The sequence below is a fragment of the Paenibacillus sp. NPDC057967 genome (assembly GCF_042887015.1).
GTDB lineage: Bacteria > Bacillota > Bacilli > Paenibacillales > Paenibacillaceae > Pristimantibacillus.
In genome coordinates, this window is the sequence record NZ_JBHVQB010000006.1 from 62,231 (window position 1) to 84,363 (window position 22,133).

Genomic DNA, 22,133 nt, shown 5'->3' on the forward strand with positions numbered 1-22,133 from the left:
TATGGAGGGAAAGATGAAATCGGCCTGGGAGAAACGAAAACGCCTGGGATATATGCCAATCGGCTATAAGCTCATGCTCTCATATCTTGTATTTATTATTATTCTGATTACGGTGAACGGCTACGTCTCTCACTCGATGTATGATTCCTCCATGCGGAAGCAGACCAATGACAATATCAAGAATACATTGGTTCAAATCCGGGATAATGTCACGTATAAAACAGATGATATTATTCGGATATCTTCTGCGATGTACGAAGATGACAAGTTTATTGATAATCTCAGGGATGAGCTCTATGACAGCAAGGAAGTGAATATCCGTCATGTGGATGTGTTGCGTCCAAAGCTCGATAGTACGTCCAGATCTATTGGCATGAATTTAAGATTGTTTGTTTACTATAATAATCCTACGATTGATGAAGAATATAACAACTATAATAAGCCAGAGGCGCAATACAATGAAAAGGTAATTAACCTATTAAGATATGATCGAATCGTTCACCAACCTTGGTATTATTCGTTTCCGACAGAAGAATATGGCGTTACGATGCAATGGAAGCAAGTGGAGGATGATCGGGCAGACGACCGCATTTCCATGATTCGCCGAATTATGGATTTGTCCATTCCAACCAAAATGAAGGAAGTTGGCATGATGCGGTTCAGCGTGCTGATTGACGAGTTGTTTGAGAGCGTCTATTTCCGCAATCTTGGGGAAGGTGCTGTCTTGCTTGTGAAAGACAAGACGGGAAAAATCCTCTATGCTTCTAATCAGCAGCTCCACGATGCGAAGGAAGCGAGCGAACGCGCGCCAATTACACTTGCATCCATGGCGAAGGCGCATCCGCCGGGTGAATTTCTGACGCTTCAAGAATATATGCCCAAGCAGGATTGGACGATTGTCGCTTATGTGCCGTTGACGATCATCAAGCAAGAGGCAGAGCGTGTCCGGACTTATATTCTATTGCTCTGTCTGCTTTGTTTTGTCTTGTTCACATTCACGGGCATCTTTATGTCGCGTTACTTCTCCAAGCGGATAACGAAGTTTGTCTCCGTCCTGAATGCGTTCCGCGAAGGTGACTTGCACAAGCGGATCTCTTATCGGGGGAAGGATGAATTCTCGCAAATCGCCACGGCGCTTAACGGAATGGGCGAGGATGTCGAAGCGCTCATTAATAAAGTTTATTTGACCCAATTGCAAAAGAAAGAAGCGGAGCTTGAGATGCTGCAGACGCAGATCAATCCGCATTTTCTATACAACACGTTGTCGTCTATCAACCGGCTAGCCAAGTTTGGGGAGAATGAGAAGCTGCAGAAGATGGTGGTGGAGCTGGCGAAGTTTTACCGGCTGACACTTAATTCCGGCAGAACGCTTATCCCTGTTTCCTCCGAGGTCGAGCAGGTGAATGCCTATCTGGATATACAGAAGGTGAAGTATGGGCGCCGGCTGGAGGTTACCTTCGACGTGGACGTCAACGTATGGCAATACGAGACGATCAAGCTGATTCTGCAGCCATTCGTAGAGAACGTGCTTAAGCACGCGTGGAGCGGCGACCGAATTCATATCCGCATCGTGGCCAAGCTGGATGGCGGCGACATTCTCTATCGGGTGATCGATGACGGGATGGGTGTGAGGCAGGAGCGGATTGCAGAGATTATGAGCGCTTCGAATGAAAGCGAGACGGGCTTTGGCATTCGCAATATTCACCAGCGCGTTCAGTTGCAATACGGCGAGCAATACGGCGTATCGATATTTAGCGTGAGAGGTGCAGGGACCTCCGTCAATGTCCGTATTCCGGCCCGGAAGCGCAAGCTGTTCTTGGAGGACTTGGAGGACGATCAAGCCAGCAGCTAATTTACTGACGGAAATGACATGGCCTAATATCCAAACTGCGCAAGACTTATCCTTCCGATCGCTGTTGTAACCAGATTCCTTCTTGAACAAAGAGGTAAAGGGGGAATCTGGTTACAAAGGCGAACGCTATCGCTTCTCCAGGATAAGTCTTGCTCCGTTTGGTTCGGCCATGTTAAAGCTATGCAGCAAAGATGGCGGTGCAGGGATAAGCTCCCGACACCGCCATTTTTGGCTTCACCTAATTGTTAGGATACGAGTCTTCGTCACTTAACCTCAATACCCATCTGTTGAATGCCCAAGCTCTTCGGACAATTCCATGCCCTCGTTAGCTGGATGAGTACCGACATGGCCTTCGGGTCCGTTAGCCGACTTCAAGCCGTCGGCTACCCTTTTGCCGTAATCGGTATCCGCTTCCGTGAAGTGACGCACCATCGTTTCCTGAATCAGGGATGTACAGGTGCTGAGCGCATCCACAAGATTGGAGATGAGTTCATCCTGCTCCCATGTCTCCATACTGCGATAGGTGTCGCCTGCCTGCTTGAAGTTATTTTGCCGGTCGATTGGTTCGCGGGTTAGCTTGTCGTTATATTCCGGCTCATGCGGAGCCCCCGGACGATCAGCCTCCACCAGTCCACCAAGCGAAGAGGGCTCGTAGTTGACATGAGGATTTTGCCCAGGCGCCACATCGACGTAGAAGGCCATCTGTCCGTCGCGCTGATTGGTCGCTACTCGCTTCTTAGGAGCGTTGATCGGAAGCTGCAAGTAGTTGCTGCCTACCCGGTAGCGCTGCGTATCCGAATAAGAGAAGGTGCGGCCCTGCAGCATCTTATCATCTGAGAAGTCCAGGCCGTCCACGAGAACGCCTGTACCGAAAGCGGCTTGTTCCACCTCGGCGAAGTAATTCTCCGGATTGCGGTTCAGCACCATCTTGCCGACGGGAAGCATCGGGAATTGCTTGGGATCCCATAGCTTGGTGTCATCCAGAGGATCGAAGTCCAGCTCCGGGTGCTCGTCATCGCTCATCCATTGCACTTGAAGCTCCCATTCAGGATATTCTCCGCGCTCAATTGCTTCGTACAGGTCTTGAGTTGCATGATTAAAGTTTTTGGCCTGCAGTTCTTCGGCTTCCTTCTGCGTCAAATTGCGGATGCCCTGCAGCGGCTCCCAATGATACTTCACAATAACAGCTTTTCCATCAGCGTTGACCCACTTATAGGTATTGACCCCAGAGCCCTGCATTTGGCGGTAGTTCGCCGGAATACCCCATGGAGAGAACAGGAAGGTAATCATATGGGTCGCTTCAGGCGATTGCGACACGAAGTCGAAGAAGCGCTCCATACTCTGCACGTTCGTAACCGGGTCTGGCTTGAAGGCATGCACCATATCGGGGAATTTCATCGCATCGCGGATAAAAAAGATTTTCAGATTGTTGCCGACGAGATCCCAATTGCCGTCTTCGGTGTAAAACTTCGTGGCAAAGCCTCGCGGATCACGAAGCGTCTCGGGCGAATGCCCGCCATGAATAACGGTCGAGAATCGTACGAATACCGGTGTACGCTTACCGGCATCCTGGAACAGCTTGGCACGGGTATATTTGGAGATCGGCTCGTCTCCCAGCTTCCCATAGGCTTCGAAGTAACCGTGCGCGCCAGCACCGCGTCCGTGCACGACACGCTCCGGAATCCGCTCGCGGTCGAAATGCGATATTTTTTCAATGAAATGGTAGTTTTCCAGAGTGGACGGACCGCGGTTGCCGACGGTGCGGATATTTTGATTGTCTGTAATGGGATGGCCTTGCCGGTTCGTTAACGTTTCCTTAGTCTCGCCGGGCGCCAGCTCGCTGCTGGCAGCACCGGAAGCCGGCTTTCCATCGTTATGCGCTGTCATAGGATGTCCTTCCACCTTCGCTTTAATTTGGAAATCGTTTCAGCGTATTATGGGTAGGGGGTGCTTTTTTTATGCGGAGTTTAAGGGGAGAAATTCATATCATAGGACTCATCGGAACTTCGTTTGTGATATGATTGGACTATATACCATTTCATAAATATTGGGTATTGTGGAGGATGGCATGATTAAATTTACATTTCTATTCCTTTGGCTAAGCTGGCTATTGGGAAATCCGATAATAGCAGTGATTGTACTGCTCCTTATTCTGTATGCGCTGGATCGCAGATTCGTTGGCCTTACGCCAAGCCTGTGGAAGCCATTCAAGCGGAGAAGCCGCATCTCCAAGCTGAGGCAGCATATTGCTTCGTCCCCAAGCGATGTCTCCTCCAAGCATGAGCTGGCACGCTTGCTTATCGAGAGCAAGAAGTTCAGGGAGGCAGCCACGGTGCTTGAGCCGCTTCAAGGAACGCTGGCGGAATCGGCTGAATACTGGGATGACTTAGGACATTCTTATCTGAATCAAGGAGACATAGTGAAGGGTGAAGCCTATACGGAACAAGCGTTGAAGCTCAACCCGAAGGTTAAGTACGGAGCACCTTATTTACGGCTGGCGGCTTCGCGGATGAAGCATAATCCGGAACAAGCCTTAAAGGATCTGGTAGACTTTCAGAGCATTCATTCATCTTCATGCGAAGCGTACGACAAACTGGCGACGATCTATAAGGAAATGGGCCGGACCCAGGATTCCAAGCTGGCTGCTCAGGATGGACTTCGCTTGTATAAAGCCTTGCCGCGATACAGGAAGCGATCGGAGCGCAAGTGGGCGGTTCGATTGCTGCTCAAAAAATGATCATAAAGGGGCAAGAGTGGACAGATGCAGCGCAATGTATGGCTTATGGCAATCAGCGTGATCGCCGCGTTGATCCTGATAAACAATACGGTCTATTACTTCTTGACGAAAAAAACGCTGGAAGACGGCCATAAGCAAGAGATGCTCCGGCTCGCGAAGCAAATCGAGCTATCTGTGGAACAAACACGCAAAGGCGCGGAGTTCTATGAAGAACAAATCGGCAGAGAACTAAGGACGGCTTCCATAGCTGCCCAATATGCGCTTGATCCGGATATCGAGAAAGTGACAAGCGACCAGCTTCAGGAGCTAAGCGAGAAGCTCGATATCGCTCATATCAGTTTGCTTAAGCGAACCGAAGACGACATTGTACTGTATCAATCTTCTGACCCTACGCAGCCAGGAACAAGCACAAAGCAGTGGAAGCCATGGCATGAGATTTTCCAGCAGCTGTTCGAACGGGAAGAATTGTCGAGCAATTGGCTGGGCCAGAAGATGACGAATTTTTGGAGCGGTCCGTTCGAAACCTCCTCAACGGATAAGGAGAAAATTTACAAGTGGGGCTATTATTACGACGGGACGACGAACTATATGATCGATCCTTACGTCGACTTCAAGAGCAGCCAGGAAACCTATATGCAGATCGCCGGTGTGGAGCGGCTGCTGATGGATTTGGTGGACAAGGATGAATCGCTTCTGGAGATTGCGGTGTTCAATCCTCGAACTTTCCCGGAGGGTATTCAATCCACGGATAAGGAAGGCGATACGAAGGAGCATATCGTTCAGCGTTCGCTCCTGTTCGGCAAATACGGGATAAAATCCGGCGGCGATGTGTTGTCTGTCCAGCAGGCGCATCATTCCAATACAATCGTGACGGACATGGACAAAGTGGATGGACGCCAAATATTTAAAATGTTTATTCCCGTATCCATAAGCGACAGTGACAGGAGCGTCGTGGATGAGCTGGGCAATCCGCTTAATAACTATGTTCTTACGATCATTTCGGATTATGGCATTATTCAGGAAAAGCTGAACAAGCAGTTTTTGAATCTGGGACTTATTATTACGCTATTGACATTGGCAAGCCTGATTATTGCCATCATTGCAATGAGATATGCCAAGCAATCTCGGGATAAAGCGGTTGCTGTCACGCAGGAGACGTACGCTGAAGAGATTAACAGCCTGTTCCACTCCATACGCGCACAGCGGCATGATTTCATCAATCATGTGCAAACCATTCATTCGCTGGCCGAGCTGAACAAGCATAAGGAATTAGTGGCGTATACGAAAGAGCTCACCGGTGAAATTAAGGTCATGAACGATATTATCAATATCGGCAATCCAGCAATTGCGGCTCTTATCCGTTCCAAAATCTCGCAGGCGGAGGGACACAGAATCCACTTCCAATGCCGGTTCAACGGCCTCAGGCTGCAAGGGATGGGCGGCAAGACGCTAGACATTAACCGAATCCTGGGCAATCTGATCGACAATGCATTTGATGAGGTGCTGAAGTATGGCGAGGATGAAAGGAATGTTCTGCTGGTAGGGAACCAAACGGAGCATTCGCTGGAATTTATGGTGACGAACGTCTGTCATCAAGCCCAGGTGCAAGCCGCAAAACCATTGTTCGAGGCGGGTTATTCCACCAAACAAAATCAGCATCAGGGGCTGGGACTGGCCATTGTAAAAGGAATTGTAGAACGGTACAAAGGGGAGGCCGCCGTCGTCGCCGAAGGGCAAGACCAGCTCACCATAATCGTTCGTTTGCCGTTATAACAGCAGGACACACGGTACTTGGAATAAGCGTCATTGGGCGGAACACATTCGTCGCCATGGCGTTTTTTCTGTTATAATGGTAAGAATGCATTGTACGGGAAAGAAAGCGGGTGAAGAACTCCTATGCGCCTCGATGAGAAGCTGCACGCTGCCTTCGAGCAGCAGCTTGGCAACCATGTATCCGGCACAATAATCAAGCGGGGCTGGAGTTACTATAAGGACGGACATGTCCAGAACGCAAAGGAAACCGTTCACGATACGCTTACAGGAATTGTACGGGGTAGCGATCTTTATGCTGTCGTTATGGATGCGGAGCATTTTGGCTACAGTACGTGCACTTGTCCATTTAATGGTTATTGCAAGCATATGGTTGCTGTGTATTTTCAATATTGCGCAGAAGTCCTTGGAGGCGATTCGGCTGCGGAGCAGTCTTATTTCCGCTTGCTTGGATTGGTTCCGGCAAGCGTACTGGCTAAGCGGGGCAACCCCGACCAGCTTCAGGAAGATTCGTACAGCCATCCAGGCGAAGATGGAACGGCCATGGAATGGTATGCCTGGATGGAGGCTGAATACGGGGACACATGGAAGAAATGCCGTCACTCGCTCCATGCGCTGCAGCCTGTCCTCTCCGGACTGAAGGGATTGTCTAAGGATTGGGAGCCATCACGCAGGCGTCTGCACTGGTCGACGGCCATTCTGTTCGTGCTGGAGCAGGCAGAGCGCGCCATCAATACCGTAGACAGCTTCAGCCGGTATTATCATGAGATGTCGTTCCTAAGAATGGCAGAGCCGTGGATTGAGCATCTACATACACTTTCGGGAGAGCTGCAGCCTGCATCGATGAGTGATGCAGAACAAGCGTGGTGCGACGAGCTGATAGGGCGCATGAAAGCACGGGCGCTCATGACGGATCGCCAGCTGTTCGAGTGGGGGCATATGTATTTGGCCTTCTGCGAGAAGTTATCTGCCGATCTGGCCTGGCATAAGCGGGAGCTGGATTCGTTGTTGTCAGAGCTAGGCATGCCATCCCCAAGCGAACGCAATGATTCGTTCCTGCATGCCGCTGTCGGCATGCTGTATTTCTTGAGAGGCGAGGATGAGCAATCGATTCATTATTTTGCTCAAGGAGCTTTTGAGCGCATTCAGAAGCTGATCTATCCTTGTGTCGCCCAGCGGATGGAAGCGGGACAATGGGACTTGGTCGAGCGCTGGATGAGCTTCCTTAATGAGCGCGTATACCAGAATCGCAACGCCCGCAACATCGGTCCTTTCATGGCGCTGTGCCGCCGGGCGGACGAGGATCGTCCGGAGCTTCCGGTATGGAACGGCTATATGACGGAGCTGCTTCCCTATTCGTATTCGGAGCTGTCGGAGCATTGGCTGAGCTTGCAGCGGTATGAGGATTGGACGGATCTGCAAATGTTCCTTGGCGTGAAGGCTGAGGAGATAGACGCGGCCGCCATGAGAGAGGTTGCGAAGGCGGCGCCGCATGTGCTTCTGCCGCTCTATCACCAATCTGTAGATAGCGCGATCGCCTCTCGGAACAGGCAAGGCTACCGGCTCGCAGTCAAGCAGCTCAAGAAGCTGGAGAAGCTGTACAAATCGATCAAGGAAACGGCGAAGTGGGACGCCTACCTGACAGAGCTAGTTACAAAAAATCAACGGCTGCGGGCGTTGCAGGAAGAGCTGTGGAAAGGGAAGATCATCACATGAGAACGATGACCAGCTCGAGAGAATGGACAATTGACGGTTTATGGAACGGAGAGCATGGCGAGAGCGGGATTTTCTTGACGGGCTTGGACCGGAAGGATATACCCGAAGGGAAGCAGAGAACGCTCTTATTCGGGTGGCATAAGGCGTCGTGGTACGGGGCTAAGATCGAGGAACAACGCATCGGCGCTCAGCTGTATCTGAAGCTTTCTCCTCTCTTGGCTATCGATTATTTGTCTGCGCCTGCGCCCGTTCGCTTGCTGCGCATCTCCTGGTCCCCTCGAATGACCATTATGATTCAAATCGCAAATATAGTCAGAGAAGCGCTGCTGAACGGCTGGTATGAGCCGGACTGGAATAATTGGTCGGAGGAGCACAGAGCATGGTCTGTAGCCATACCTGATGAGCGCATCGAGCTCAGAGAGCTGTGGGAGCAGTCGCTTCAGCAAGCAGCCGGGTTCGGTGATGTCGAGATTCATCGATGGCTTGGCGAAGCGTTGGAAGAGATTCTAGAGGGCGATCAGGAAGCCGGTGCGCTCTGGCGTTCCATTGCAGCAACTGCGGGCGAAGGCGTCTTGAGACGCAAGGGTGCCGACGAGTCGGAATGGCTTGTTGCGATCGGCTACCAGAAGGATATGCTTCCATTCCGCGTGGCGCTGCAGTTGGCGGAGCCTGCGGAAGGAAGAAGCTGGCGGCTTACCCCTGCGCTGCAGAATCGCGATGGCGGAGAATGGCTGCCGCTTGAATCCGATGCCCCGGGCAACCGGACAGCTCCCGAACTGCCGGAGGAGTGGAAGCCCTTTCTGGCTGCGAAGCTGGAGAAGGAGGAAGTAAAGTGGGCAGGCGTCCTGGCTCATCTGGAAGAGAAGGCCGGAGAGATCAGGAAGACGCTTACTGAGCAAGAGGCATGGACGTTCCTGGAGCATGACAGCATCGCGCTGCTGGAAGCGGGCATACCCGTACTTCTGCCTGCATGGTGGGAAGCGGTACGTTCCAGAAAGCTCAGGCTGAAGGCCAAGATGAAATCTTCTGTCGGTTCTTCCACCCAATCATTGTTCGGACTGGACCAGATCGTACAATTTGACTGGAAGCTGGCGCTTGGCGACGTTCAATTGACAGAAGGCGAATTTCTCCGCATGGCGGAAGAGAATAAGCGGCTGTTCCAGGTAGGCAATGAGTGGGTGCATCTGGACCCGCAAGATGTCGCGGAAATTCGCCAGTGGATGAAGCGTGTCGGCAAGCGCAACGGATTGACTTTCCGCGATGTGCTGGAGATGCATTTGCGCGGAGGCGCGGACCTTGATATCGGAGACGAGGATTCGCATGATCTGCGGGCCGAGGTGGAGTTGAACGAGCATTTGGCAGAATGGCTGGAACAGCTTCAGCATGTGAATAAGCTGCCTGTGGCCGATCCTCCGACCTGGTTCAGGGGGGAGCTGCGTCCGTATCAGCAGCAGGGCGTATCGTGGCTGCTATTCCTGCGCAGGTTCGGCTTTGGCGGCATATTGGCTGACGATATGGGTCTTGGCAAGACGATTCAGTTCATGGCTTATTTGGCGACGGTTAAGGAGCGCGAGGATGGGGCCAACGGTCCGTCGCTCCTCATCTGTCCTACCTCCGTTATAGGCAACTGGGAGAAGGAAATCGCCCGGTTCGCTCCCAGTCTGCGAATGGTGCTCCACTATGGAAGCAAGCGCCCCAAGGGAGAGGAACTAGAGGAGTCCGTGCGCGATGCGGATCTCGTCATAACCTCTTACTCACTGGCGCAGCTGGACGAGGAGGAGCTGGCGCGCGTGCATTGGAACGCACTATGTCTGGATGAAGCGCAGAACATCAAAAATGTCTACACGAAGCAGTCGGGAGCGATCAGAAGGCTGGAATCCCGCCACAGGATTGCGTTGACAGGCACGCCAATGGAGAATCGCCTCACCGAGCTCTGGTCGATCTACGACTTCGTCAATCCGGGTTATCTCGGCAGTCTGCATGATTTCCGCAGGGCGGTAGTCGCGCCAATCGAGCGGTCCAGAGACAAAGAGATGATTGAAGGCTTGCAGCGGTGGGTGAAGCCGTTCATGCTCCGGCGCGTCAAAAAAGACCCGCTTATTCAGCTGGATCTGCCGGATAAGATTGAATCGAAGAGCTATATGACGTTGACGACCGAACAGGGGACAATGTATGAAAATATCGTATCTGACCTGATGGAGAAGCTGGATAAGCTGGATGCCATGCAGCGCCGCGGTCTGATCTTATCCAGTCTCACCAAGCTGAAGCAGTTATGCGATCACCCCTCGCTCCTGCTTAAGGAGACGGGCGGCACCGCTTGGGAAATCGAGCGTTCAGGCAAGATGGCTCGTCTGCTGGAGATGTGCGAGGAAATCGCGGCTGAAGGGGAGCGCTGCTTGATATTCACCCAATACGTCGAGATGGGCGAGCGCATCAAGAGCATGCTGGAAGATGGGCTTGGCGTTCCCGTTCCTTATCTGCACGGAGGCGTGCCGAAAGCGAAGCGGGATGAAATGATCACCGCATTCCAATCGGAAGACGAGCCGCGCTGCGCATTTGTGCTATCGCTCAAAGCCGGCGGGACAGGGCTGAACTTGACGGCGGCCAATCATGTATTCCACTTCGACCGCTGGTGGAATCCGGCAGTCGAGAATCAGGCGACGGACCGTGCATTCCGTATCGGGCAGACCAAGCAGGTGCAAGTACATAAATTCATTACGCTCGGCACGCTGGAAGAGAAGATTGACGAGATGATCGATAGCAAGCAATCGCTGAGTGAACAGGTCGTAAGCGGTTCGGAGAACTGGATTACTGAGCTCAGCACGGATGAGCTGAGAGAGCTATTCGCACTTCGCGAGGGCTGGCTGAAAGGATGATAGCGTCTAATGGCAGGAGAAGGATTGCAGGATCGCATCAATCGTCTTAATCTGGAGGGCAAGAGAGCGGATCAAGGTGATTCGGCCGGGAGCCATGGTGACTCCCTGCAGTCCGCCGATCCGGGGCCCGTCCATGCGAATGAGCATTGGCGGGCATTCTATGCTCGGGTTAGGGAGATCATGGAAGGACTTCGTCGGTAACAATAGAATTATATCCCTTATTGTCGTATTTTTTAGCCTCGTTCCTGCTTTGCGAGTAAGGCTATAATAGAAGTACGATCAGGGAACATGTATCTCTGCGAGGAGGATTTCCTACGTTGAAGAAAAGCTATATTCTAATTGCTGTTCTTCTTGCATTCATGACGAACGCTGCATCCTGCGGCGTGAACAAGCCCAAGGATTCCCATGATCAGGAAGACGCTTACCGAGAAGTGACGCTGTCGCTGCGGCATACGCAGATTAAGGAGACGAGCAAGACCCGCCTCAGATTGCTGGAGGATGTCGTTGCCAAGACGATGGCCGAGAATAAGGGCGTTACCTTCAAGATGGAGGGCATCGAGGAAATCGTCAACCGCGATACGAAGCTGAAGCAGGAGATGGCTGCCGGCAATCCGCCCGATATCTTCGAGGTGTTCGGCGGAGCTGATCTGAATCTGTATGTCAAGGCGAACCGGATGCTGGATTTGACGCCGATTCTGAAGGAGCTGGATCTGATGGACAAGTTCCAGAGCCTTGATGAATTCACCATAGACGGCAAGGTATACGGCGTGCCATATGGCGGCTATAGCGAAGGGCTGTTCTACAATAAAAAAATATTCAACAGCCTGCATCTGGACATTCCGAAAACGTGGGATGAGCTGATGGAGACGGCGGAGACGATCAAAGAAGCGGGCTATGTGCCGTTCGGTCTGGCTGCCAAGGACGCCTGGATGACCGGCATGATGTGGAATACCATCATGGAGAGGTACGTTGGCATCGACGCGTTCAACAAGCTGGTTACGGGCGAGACGAAATGGACGGACCCGCAGTTCGTGAAAGGCTTCGAAGCTTATGCTGAAATCGTGAACAAGGACTACTTCACACGAGGCGCGCTTGGACTTCTGACGCCGGCGCAAGGCTCGCAGCTGCTGAAGGGTCAGGCGGCCATGGTCTTCACAGGCACATGGGATGCCATCCAATTCACGAGCCAGGATGCTGGAGGATTGCAGGGACAGCTAGGCTTCTTCTCTTTCCCTGAGATTCCGGAGGGACTGGGCGATCAACATTCCATCAATGCTTCTTATTCGAATGGGTTCGGTTTTTCGTCGACACTGTCGAAGGATCAGATGGAGATCGTCAAAAAATTTATCGCCAACTTCTTCAACGAAGAGGTGCAGAAACGGGCATTGAAGGAAGACAAGCTGCTGCCTTCGATGAAAATATCCGACCTTTCCGATATCGATCCTTTGATGAATGAAGTGCTGACCGTCATGAACAACGCCTCCAGCTCGTGGCCGGCGTTCGACGCGATCGTGCAGCCTGTCGTAACCGCCGAAATCGGTATCCGGCTGCAAGAGCTTCTTGGCGGGCTCAGCACCCCTCTGGAAGTGGCCGCCAATATTCAAGCCGCCCAAGAAAAGGCGAATGCCGCGCAAGTGAAGTCGGCCGGACTCGGCACTCCCCCGGCGTGGGAAAGCAAATAGGGGGCAAAGCTTAGATGAATCTTAGACCAAAGCTGATGCTTGCCTTTATATCGCTCATCATTATTCCGATGATCGGTCTTGGCATCTTTTCTTTCGTAAATTCGGAGTCGCTGCTGGAGAAGAAATACAGCGAGCAATCCGAGATAACCCTGAAGGCGATCGGGGGCAATATATTGTACTTCTTCCGGGAGCTGGACCAGCTGTCCAACGGCAACGTGATCAGCTCCGAAGTGCAGGATCCGCTGAGGCTGAGCGAGCTTCCGATGGATGATCCCAGCACGCTTATTCGCTTCACTCAGGCAGAGAAGGAGATGAGCCGGATTCTGTTCCAGCATCCGGCCGTCAGCTACGTTGTGCTCTATGCGAAGAACGGGATGATGTTCCGCTCCTACCGCAATGATCCCATGACGTTCAAGCCGATATCCTTCAGCGAGCTGCAGCGGCATTCGCTCTACGACGACGTAATTCGCTTAGGGGGCAAGCCGCTCTGGATCGGTCCCCATGAGCAGCGCGACTTGACCGGGGTCAATCCTCCGCTCTTCACGATGATGAGAGTTGTCAAAGATCTGGAATCGTTCAATGATCTGGGCATTATGGTTACGCAGTTTAAGACGGAGGAAGTCATCAGCATGCTGAAGGCGTTCCAGAATCCGGATGCCGATTCGCCCGGAGCACGCTACTTCATCCTGAATAGCCGCGGGCTTGTCATGCTGGACAGCAATAATCGTTATGACGGGCACAGCATCGACAATTATACGAACTCTATGCCGCAGCTGACCGAGACGTACGAGAGCTCACGGATGAAGTTCGACGGCGTAGACAGTCTGGTGTCCTCCTATCAGCTCGATCGGAACGGGTGGGTTCTGCTATCGGTTCAGCCATGGAATTCTCTGACGAATGAGAATGTCCGGTTCGTGCAGTGGATTGGCATGATTACCGTCATCGGGCTTCTGTCGGCAGTATTGTTCAACGTGTTTTTCGTGAACCGGGTCGCCAAATCCATTATTAAGGTTGTCCGCAAAATGAGACTCGTCGAGCAAGGCTTGCTGGATATTCGCGTCTCCGCGCAAGGCAAGGACGAGACGGTGCTGCTGGCGAACAGCTTCAACAGCATGGTAGAGCGGATCGGCGATTTGCTCAGCGAGGTTAGAAGAGAGCAGGAGCGCAAGCAGCATGCGGAGATGATGCTGATGCAGGCGCAGATCAAGCCGCACTTCCTGTTCAATACACTGGAATCGATCAACGCGCTGGCCGCGCAGAATGAAGGCGGCAAAATTATGCTGATGGTCCGGCGGCTGAGCAATCTGCTTCGGACCAGCATGCATCATTCGGAGGAAATCGGCATCAAGCAAGAGGTAGAGCATGTCCGCAGTTATCTGGAAATTCAGAAATACCGGTTCGAGGAGCTGTTCTCTTATGAGCTTGACGTACCGGAGGAAGCCTTCGAATATACGATTCTGAAGCTGACGCTGCAGCCGCTTGTCGAGAACAGCATTCAGCATGGATTCGACGGATACGAGGACGGGCAGGGGCTTATCTCGATTGATGTAACGGTGGAGCCGCAGCATCTGGTCATCATAGTCAGCGACAATGGCATCGGCATGAATCATGATGTGCTCTATAAGCTGTCAGACGGCTACAGCCCTTCGCGCAAGTCGCATGACGAAGCGGAGATGGGCGAGCGCAGAGGATTGGGCATCCGCAATGTCGCGGATCGGCTGCGCATTCATTACGGCGCTGGCTATGGCATGATGATTTGCAGCTCCGAAGGTTACGGCACGACGATCCGGATTATTATTCCGAAGAGCAGAGGTGAGGGACTATGATAGGCAAAGTGCTCCTAGTCGATGACGAAGCGCATATTACAAGAAATTTGGAGAAAGTCATACCATGGGAGATGCTTGGCCTGACCGTGGCGGGCGTAGCGAAGAATGGCGTTGAGGCGCTGCAGCTGATGGAGCAAGAGTCCATCAATCTGCTTTTATGCGACATTCGGATGCCTGTTATGGACGGCCTCGAGCTTGTGCGGCAAATCCGTGAACGCGAGATTCCATGCGACATCATTATGCTGTCCGGTTACCAGGACTTCGCTTACACGCGGGCTGCAATCCAGTATGGCGTGAATGATTATGTGCTGAAGCCGATCCCGTATGATGAATTAACGGGCGTAATCGCACGCGTTATGTCTAATCAACGGAACAAGCAAAAGCAGCTTTTTGAGGAGCAGCAGAAGATTGGCCGCATGATAGACCTTGCCAGCGAGAAGATTTTATATGATATTATAATGGACTATACCGACTTCTCGGGCAGCCACTGGCTATTCTCCGGCGATGAGCAGCAGCTTCGATTGCAGCAATTTGTGATGATTGTGCTCGACCTGGACGTCAGCTCCGAGAAAACGAAGGACTGGCGCGACTGGTCTGATAAGGAGCGCAAGCTGTGGAACTTTGCGGTGTGCAATGTGCTGCGGGAGAAGCTGCAGAGCAATGGGCTTCATCATGCCGTCATTCAGACGAGGGACGGCGAATGGTGCGTGCTGATTGAGACCGATAAGTCGATGGCATTCGATATGGCGGTCATTCGTGTATGGGCGGAGATGCTGCTCACCGCGGTGCGCAATCATATTAAGCTGTCGCTTAACGCAGGCATCTACCGGCAGTTTGTGCGGGTTGAGGAGCTGTCGGATGCATTCAAGCTCGTCCAGATGGGGATGCAGCTTACGCCTGCCACCAATACGATTACGTATTATCCATTAGAGCAGGAACGCTCCGCAGGGGCCGACCAGGCATTCTGGGTAACCGCCGAGAAGCTGATCAGCGCCGTGAAGCGGGGCGATGTTGCGTCGGTCGGCGCGGAGACGGAGAACATCTCGCAGCAGCTTCAGCTCTTGAATGAGAGCAACAGCTCCAGAGTCAAGCCGTTGCTTCATTTTTTTGTCCTTCATTTGATGAGGGAAATGAAAGAGATGGCCGTCTTCACCCGCGAGCAGGAAGAGCTGCTCTGGCGCAGGCTGGATCTTCGGTTCGGAATTAAGGATCTGCTTACCTTTATCCAGCAGGTAACAAGCGCGGTATCCGAGCGCTCTATGGATAAGAAGAAGCAGTCCGAGAACTCCATGTCGGAAGCCAAAATCTTTTTGGACCGAAACCTGTACCGGGATATCAGCGTAGAAGAAGCCGCTACTCATGTTGGTCTAAGTACGTCTTACTTTAGTCTGTTGTTCAAGCAGACCTACGGGGAGACTTTCATTGAATATGTGACCAGACAACGTATGGAGCGCGCCAAGAGCTTGCTTGCCGAATCCCAGAAGAGCGTCGCGCAGATTGCGAAGGAGGTCGGCTATGCGGAGCGCCGGTACTTCACCAAAGTGTTCATGAAGTATACCGGAGACAATCCGACCGATTACCGGAGTAAATTTCAGTCGCAGGGAAAGGAATTCGAGGCGGAAGCTGAGGAAGAAAGCAGTTAAAAAACGGATGGAAATTGTAGGAGGGTAAATGGAATGGCACTTTATGAGGATTGGAAAAACTGGGACCTGAAACAAAAGATCGGGCAGCTGTTCGTATTCGGCTTTAACGGATTCGAGCCTACGGAAGAAATTAAAGGACTGATCGAGTCTTACGGCATTGGCGGCACGATCTACTTCACGCGCAACGTTGAGAGCGCACAGCAAGTACATGGCTTGTCTGTGAAGCTGCAAAAGATTGCGAAGGACGCAGGCAAACCGCCTATCTTTATCGCAATTGACCAAGAAGGCGGCATGGTAGCCCGTCTGGTCGACGGCGTAACGCTTATGCCGGGCAATATGGCGCTTGGCGCTACAGGTCAATCCGAAGCGGCAGAAGAGACCGCTCGCATTTGCGGCGAAGAGCTCAGACTGCTTGGCATTACGATGAACTATGCCCCTTGTATCGACGTGAACAACAATCCGGACAATCCGGTTATTAATGTTAGATCGTACAGCGACCGTTCCGACGTTGTCTCCAGACTAGGCGTTGCCGCAGTGCAAGGTTATCAAGCCGCAGGCGTAGCTGCTACGGTAAAGCATTTCCCTGGTCATGGCGACACTTCTGTCGATTCTCACCATGCGTTGCCAGTATTGCCGCATAGCCGCGAGCGTCTGGACGCGATCGAGCTGCTGCCATTCCAGGCGGCTATTGAAGCGGGCACAGACTGCATCATGACCGCGCATGTATGCTTGCCGGCTCTGGAGCCGAGCGGCGTGCCTTCGACGTTGTCGGAGAACGTGCTGACAGGCCTGCTTCGCAAGGAGCTGGGCTATGACGGCGTAGTCGTAACCGACTGTCTGGAGATGAGCGCAATCGACGAGTTCTACGGTCCGGCACAAGGCGCTGTGAAAGCGATCAAAGCGGGTGCTGACATGGTTCTGGTCTCCCACCGTATCGAGAAGCAGGTTGCAGCATTGGAAGCGGTGGCTGCGGCTGTCGAGAGCGGAGAGCTCTCCATCGAGCGTATCGACGAAGCCGTTGCTCGCGTGCTGAAGCTGAAAGAGAAGCGCCAGCTGGAGCAGCCGATCGAGCCGTGGGATAACGTGAAGGATGCCATCGGCACAACGTCGAACAAGGCTGTTGCTGCCAAGTGGAGCGAAGCTTCCGTTACGCTGGTGAAGAACGAAGGCGCAGCGCTTCCTCTGAAGCGCGATGTGCAGACGCTGGTGCTGTGGCCGGATATCGTGCCGGTATCGGTAGCCGACGAGATGTTGTCCGGCGACGGTACGCTGGGCGACTTCCTGAAGCATTACGGCGCTAATGTGGTAGAGCGCAAGATGAACAGCGAAGACGCGCTGCAAGGCTTGGATGAATTCGAGCAAATCGTTGTTGTCACCTACGATGCATCGAAGCATCCGCTGGAGAAGGATGTTGCCCGTGAAGCGATCAAATTGGCCGGCGACCGCGTTGTTGCGGTATCGGTGCGCAATCCGCTTGACTTGCTGCTGTATCCGGAAGTGAAGAGCTACCTGGCAGTGTACGAGTGTAGACCGCTGGCATTGTCTTCCGCAGCGAAGGTGCTGCTTGGCGATCTGAAGGCGGCAGGCACATTGCCACTGGAAATTTCGCCAGCTTATCCGTTCGGCTGGAGCGCTCAGCAATAATACATTATTAATACAAGAAGGACTGTCCTAAGAATAGCGAAATAGTTGTGCCACACATCGCTAATCGCGATAACAGGGCGGAATTGTCTAGATTAATTGCTAGATAGCTCCTCTTGAAATGTAAGATAAACCAAAAGCTAAAGATGGCGGTGCAGGGATAAAACCCTGGCACCGCCATCTCTTATTTTCACCGGTTCATTCATCAAAGTGAGATGTTTTCGAACTACCCTGCTTTTAAGATAGCTCCTTTTTTCTTTATAGGCCTCTCTTACCGGACAAAATGATCATAGGTCAAATCATGCAAGATATACGCGAGGAAAAAGATAACACATGGATTCTCGTAATGATGCTGGATATGAATGAGCTGCTGATAATACTTGTCACCGTAATGGGGGTTATTGCGCATCTCCAGATTGCTCTTGATCAGTGCGTCGATCTTGTCTGCAATGTCCACGAGCTCTCCCTCGTAGGTATCGTCCTTCGCATCGACGAGGAAGTCCGTCAGCTCTTGGTGGAGGAAGGCAGGGAGCTGTCCCACCATCTCCTTCGCGACCTCGCGCTCATATTGTTCGAATGCCTGGCGAATAGCTGGCGATGATTTCTTGATTGGAGAGGCGACATCGCCGCTGACACCTTCTACGACATCATGCAGCAGCGACTTGCCGAGCAGTCGGTATAGATCAATATCCTTGCGGCCGAACCGCTCTGCTTCAAGCAATCCGTTGAACAACGACATGGCTGCAACGCGGAACGAATGTGTCGCGTCATTATCGGGAACAAGGTTGAAGCTGCCGCCCCAGCGCTCGATCAGATCGAGGTTCAGAATATGGTGTAGGAACTGCCGGATGCCTTCATCCTGCTCCGATTGCTCTAGCAGCCACGGAATCGATTGGCAGGGGGAGCGCAGCAGCTCCCCTCGCAGCTCCTCGTACTTTTCTTTGAACAGAGTGCTGGAGTCGCGTTCATACTCCCGCTTGCAGAAGAGCATCGCGTCGAATGTATCGATGCCGCGCACCAGTTGCCCGATATAGGTATCATCTTCGGCGTCTACGATGTAGTCGTAGAAGCGGGGCTGAAGCGACTTGGACAGCCGGGAGACGATATCCTTGCTTACTTCGCCCTCCAGCGTCTGGATGTGCCCGGCGACATGCTTGTCTTTTTTGGTGACGTATTTGATCGAGCCGGTAACCGTCTCATTGAGATCATGCAGCAGCGCTCTGGCGACCAGCTGCAGCTTGTTGACGGAATGGCCGAAGAGCTGCTCCTCGGCGATGCCGGCAAGCACAGCGATAGATGCGCAGCGGAAGCTGTGGCTGGCGGCATTGTCCTTGTAGCGTGGAGAAAACTCCTTCCATCTGGATACATATTGCATGCCAATTATGGCGCTGACGAAACGGCTATTGTTCATGGCGCACCCCTCGTTATTCATCATTTGAAGTGTATGAACCCCATACTGTCTATGCTATTATAAAGCTTAAACGTATAGAGAGACTAGAGAGAAGATCGAGGGATGGGCATGCGAGAGTGGGGACTAGCGTTTAACCGTTATTTTGAAAAGTGGATGTTTCTGATTATTCCAGGGTCGCTTGTACTTGGATTTCTATTTGCCGATATGCTCAGCCCGATGGTTCACGCTGTGCCGTATTTATTTGCATTCGTGACGCTGACGATGGCGCTTGGCTGCGGTCTGGGCGAGCTTGGCGGTGTGCTGAAGAGGCCTGGCATTATGGGGCTGACTTTGATCCTTGCCCATTTGGTATCGCCTGCAGCGGCTTATCTGGGCGGCTCGGCTTTGTTCGGTGCTGATTCGCCTTACGTGGTCGGGCTTGTGCTCTTCACCATTATTCCGCTTGGCGTATCAACCGTGTTGTGGGTCAGCATGTCCGGCGGCAGCGTGCCGCTTGTGCTGGCGCTTGTCGTGTTGGATTCGCTGCTTAGCCCGCTTGTGGTGCCTGCCGCAATTCATCTCTTCTTCGGAACGTCGGCGCATATAGACGCCGGTCCCATTATGCTGGATCTCGTCGTCCTGATTGTGGTGCCGACGGTGATCGGCGTTGCGCTGAACGAATGGTCCAAAGGCAAGATCCAGGGGCAGACGAAGCCGTATACGGCGCCTCTATCGAAGCTCTGCTTCGTAGGTGTCGTATCCTTGAATGCGGCGGCAATCTCGCCGTATGTCGATCAGTTAAAGCAGGATATGCTCGTGCTGGTGCCGGCCGTCATCGCGCTTGTAGGACTCTGTTATGCATTTGGGTTTGTGGGTACGGCTTTTCTGCGCGACAGCAAGCTGCAGATCACGGTCTCCTATGCGACAGGAATGCGCAATATTTCGCTTGGCATTGTACTCGCGCTGGGTTACTTCAGCCCGCTGGCCGCCGTGCCGGTCGTTCTGTCCATTCTTGTGCAGCAGCCGCTGGCTACCGTACATCATTATGTTTTACAAAAACTTAATAAAGATAAGACTGGCGTAAGCGGCAGCGCGCATGTAGGATAAACGATGGATAGTTGAATGTGAAGGAGCAAAAACGGGATGAACAGCTTTCGTACGAGACTTACGTTCATTATGATATCGATGATTGCCATATCCGTCTTTGCGGCGGGCATGCTTATGATGAAGACGTTCAAAGAAAATCATATAAATGCGCTGGAAGACAACATGGTGCGGCAGATGAAGGTGATCGCCGCCAAGATGGATTGGCATAAAGGCGACGACCTGGGATCCATGACCTCCTATTATACGTCGGAAGCGAAGGAACTGAAGACGTATACGGACGCAAGGGTCACCTTCATTCGCAGTGATGGCGTTGTCGTAGGCGATTCGGATTACGATGCCTCGAAGATGGACAACCATCTGGATCGGGAAGAGGTCATCGACGCCTATAAGAAAGGAACGGGCCGCGCGGTTCGTCCCAGCGAGACCATGAACCAGAATATGATCTATGTCGCCATTCCGGTGGAGATCAAGACAGGCCAGGAGCCTTACGTATTGCGGCTTGCCATGAGCCTGCAAGAGGTCGATCAAAGCATCGGCAGACTGACGATGGTGCTGATCGGCGGACTGCTTATCCTGTTTGTCATCGCGGCGTTGATCAGCTACCGGATTGCGCAGAGCCTGACGGGACCGCTGGAGCAAATTACGAAGGTTGCGAAGCGCATTAAGAATATGGATTACCGTGCGCGAGTAAAAGTCAGAAAGCATGACGAGATCGGCGAGCTGGGGACGGCCATTAATGCGATGGCGGACAGCCTGCAAGTGCAGATGACGCGCATTAAGCAAAATGAAAGCCAACTGGAGAGCGTCCTCGCGAACATGATTAACGGCGTCGTGATGATCGATGCCAAGGGCCAGATTCTGCTGATGAACCGCCGCGCGGAGGAAGTGCTGGGCTTCTCGGCAAGAGAACTGGTAGGCAGGCACTTCACGGAAGCGAAGCAGCAGTACGAGCTGGCGCAGATTATACAGGAGGCGCTGGATACACGCAGACATCTGCGGGAGGAGATTACCTTCTACTTCCCGGAGGAGAGACTGCTGGAGCTTAATCTGGTGCCGATCAGCCAGAGCGGCCCCGGCGAATTCGGAGGGGTGCTGCTTGTGCTGCAGGACGTATCCGCCATTCGCCGGCTGGAGCGAATGAGAAGCGAGTTTGTCGCCAACGTATCGCATGAGCTGAAGACGCCGATCGCGGCGGTGAAGGGCTTTGCGGAGACGCTGCTTGGCGGCGCGGTGAAGGACGAGGAGACGGCGAAGTCCTTCCTGCAGATTATATTCGACGAGAGTGAGCGGCTGAACCGGCTTATCGGGGACATCCTGGAGCTGTCCAAGATTGAATCGCGCCGCGTGCCGCTGTATTTCTCTCCGGTCGAGATGGAGAGCTTTGTTGCCAAGACATTTACGCTGCTGGAGCCTGAGGCAAGGCGCAAAAATATTCAGCTGAGCCACAGCATTGAGACGGGGCTCTTTGTTGAAGCAGATGAGGATCGCCTCCGTCAAATCATGATGAACCTGCTCTCCAACGGCATTAACTACACGCCTGACGGCGGGCGGGTGAGCGTCTCCGTGCTTGCATCGGATCAGGACCATATCCGCATTCAGATTACAGATACGGGCATCGGCATACCGAAGAAGGACCTGCCGCGCATATTCGAGCGCTTCTATCGTGTCGACAAGGCCAGGTCGCGGAGCTCAGGCGGCACCGGTCTTGGCTTGTCCATCGTGAAGCATCTGGTCGAGCTGCATAAAGGTACGTTGTCCGTGACGAGTACGGTTGGGGTGGGGACGACGTTCACGATAGAATTGCCAGTGATTCAATAAAAAGGTTTACCTATTTTTCATAAAACCATGGTAAACTAAGGATGATTCATCTTGAAGTGAGGAAGACGGACCATG

General features: G+C 52.7%; 13 protein-coding genes and 1 pseudogene. 12 read left to right on the forward strand and 2 right to left on the reverse strand.

Annotation, left to right across the window (positions count from 1 at the left end; genetic code table 11):
* Positions 1–13: 13 nt before the first annotated feature.
* Positions 14–1,852, forward strand: coding sequence for a sensor histidine kinase (locus tag ACFVSO_RS16550; RefSeq protein WP_387475464.1), 1,839 nt, complete (start codon positions 14–16; stop codon positions 1,850–1,852).
* A 273-nt stretch (positions 1,853–2,125) separates the two neighbouring features.
* On the opposite strand, the pseudogene ACFVSO_RS16555 reads toward ACFVSO_RS16550, so the two are convergent.
* Positions 2,126–3,670: pseudogene (locus ACFVSO_RS16555) on the reverse strand (catalase); the annotation flags it as partial.
* A 250-nt stretch (positions 3,671–3,920) separates the two neighbouring features.
* Between ACFVSO_RS16555 and ACFVSO_RS16560 the strand changes: the two are divergent.
* The 9 genes from ACFVSO_RS16560 (at position 3,921) to ACFVSO_RS16600 (ending at position 17,746) form a co-directional block, all read left to right on the forward strand.
* Positions 3,921–4,589, forward strand: coding sequence for a tetratricopeptide repeat protein (locus ACFVSO_RS16560; RefSeq protein WP_387475466.1), 669 nt, complete (start codon positions 3,921–3,923; stop codon positions 4,587–4,589).
* 24 nt (positions 4,590–4,613) lie between these two features.
* Positions 4,614–6,362, forward strand: a complete 1,749-nt coding sequence (locus ACFVSO_RS16565; protein WP_387475468.1) for a sensor histidine kinase — start codon at positions 4,614–4,616, stop codon at positions 6,360–6,362.
* 123 nt (positions 6,363–6,485) lie between these two features.
* On the forward strand, positions 6,486–8,075 hold the full coding sequence (locus tag ACFVSO_RS16570) for an SWIM zinc finger family protein (protein WP_387475470.1): 1,590 nt from the start codon (positions 6,486–6,488) through the stop codon (positions 8,073–8,075).
* Positions 8,072–10,951, forward strand: a complete 2,880-nt coding sequence (locus ACFVSO_RS16575) for a DEAD/DEAH box helicase (RefSeq protein ID WP_387475472.1) — start codon at positions 8,072–8,074, stop codon at positions 10,949–10,951. The genes ACFVSO_RS16570 and ACFVSO_RS16575 overlap by 4 nt, the downstream gene beginning before the upstream one ends.
* Before the next feature lie 9 nt (positions 10,952–10,960).
* On the forward strand, positions 10,961–11,152 hold the full coding sequence (locus ACFVSO_RS16580; protein WP_387475474.1) for a hypothetical protein: 192 nt from the start codon (positions 10,961–10,963) through the stop codon (positions 11,150–11,152).
* Between the two features lie 116 nt (positions 11,153–11,268).
* Complete coding sequence (locus tag ACFVSO_RS16585; RefSeq protein WP_387475476.1) at positions 11,269–12,633, forward strand: ABC transporter substrate-binding protein; 1,365 nt, start codon at positions 11,269–11,271, stop codon at positions 12,631–12,633.
* Between the two features lie 14 nt (positions 12,634–12,647).
* The gene (locus ACFVSO_RS16590) at positions 12,648–14,459 is read left to right on the forward strand and encodes a cache domain-containing sensor histidine kinase (protein ID WP_387475478.1); all 1,812 of its coding nucleotides are present in this window, start codon (positions 12,648–12,650) and stop codon (positions 14,457–14,459) included.
* Complete coding sequence (locus tag ACFVSO_RS16595; RefSeq protein ID WP_387475480.1) at positions 14,456–16,102, forward strand: response regulator transcription factor; 1,647 nt, start codon at positions 14,456–14,458, stop codon at positions 16,100–16,102. The genes ACFVSO_RS16590 and ACFVSO_RS16595 overlap by 4 nt, the downstream gene beginning before the upstream one ends.
* A 33-nt stretch (positions 16,103–16,135) precedes the next feature.
* Entirely contained in the window at positions 16,136–17,746 is a 1,611-nt protein-coding gene (locus tag ACFVSO_RS16600; RefSeq protein ID WP_387475482.1) for a glycoside hydrolase family 3 protein, read from the forward strand.
* 268 nt (positions 17,747–18,014) lie between these two features.
* Here the strand turns inward: ACFVSO_RS16600 and ACFVSO_RS16605 are convergent, their stop codons facing one another.
* Positions 18,015–19,154, reverse strand: coding sequence for a YfbR-like 5'-deoxynucleotidase (locus ACFVSO_RS16605; RefSeq protein ID WP_387475484.1), 1,140 nt, complete (start codon positions 19,152–19,154; stop codon positions 18,015–18,017).
* Between the two features lie 108 nt (positions 19,155–19,262).
* Here ACFVSO_RS16605 and ACFVSO_RS16610 point away from each other — a divergent pair, with 108 nt between their 5' ends.
* Entirely contained in the window at positions 19,263–20,240 is a 978-nt protein-coding gene (locus ACFVSO_RS16610) for a bile acid:sodium symporter family protein (protein WP_483875068.1), read from the forward strand.
* Between the two features lie 36 nt (positions 20,241–20,276).
* Positions 20,277–22,058 carry a two-component system histidine kinase PnpS gene (pnpS, locus tag ACFVSO_RS16615; protein ID WP_387475488.1) on the forward strand — a complete coding sequence of 594 codons (1,782 nt, stop codon included), beginning with the start codon at positions 20,277–20,279 and terminating at the stop codon, positions 22,056–22,058.
* The last annotated feature ends 75 nt before the right edge of the window (positions 22,059–22,133 follow it).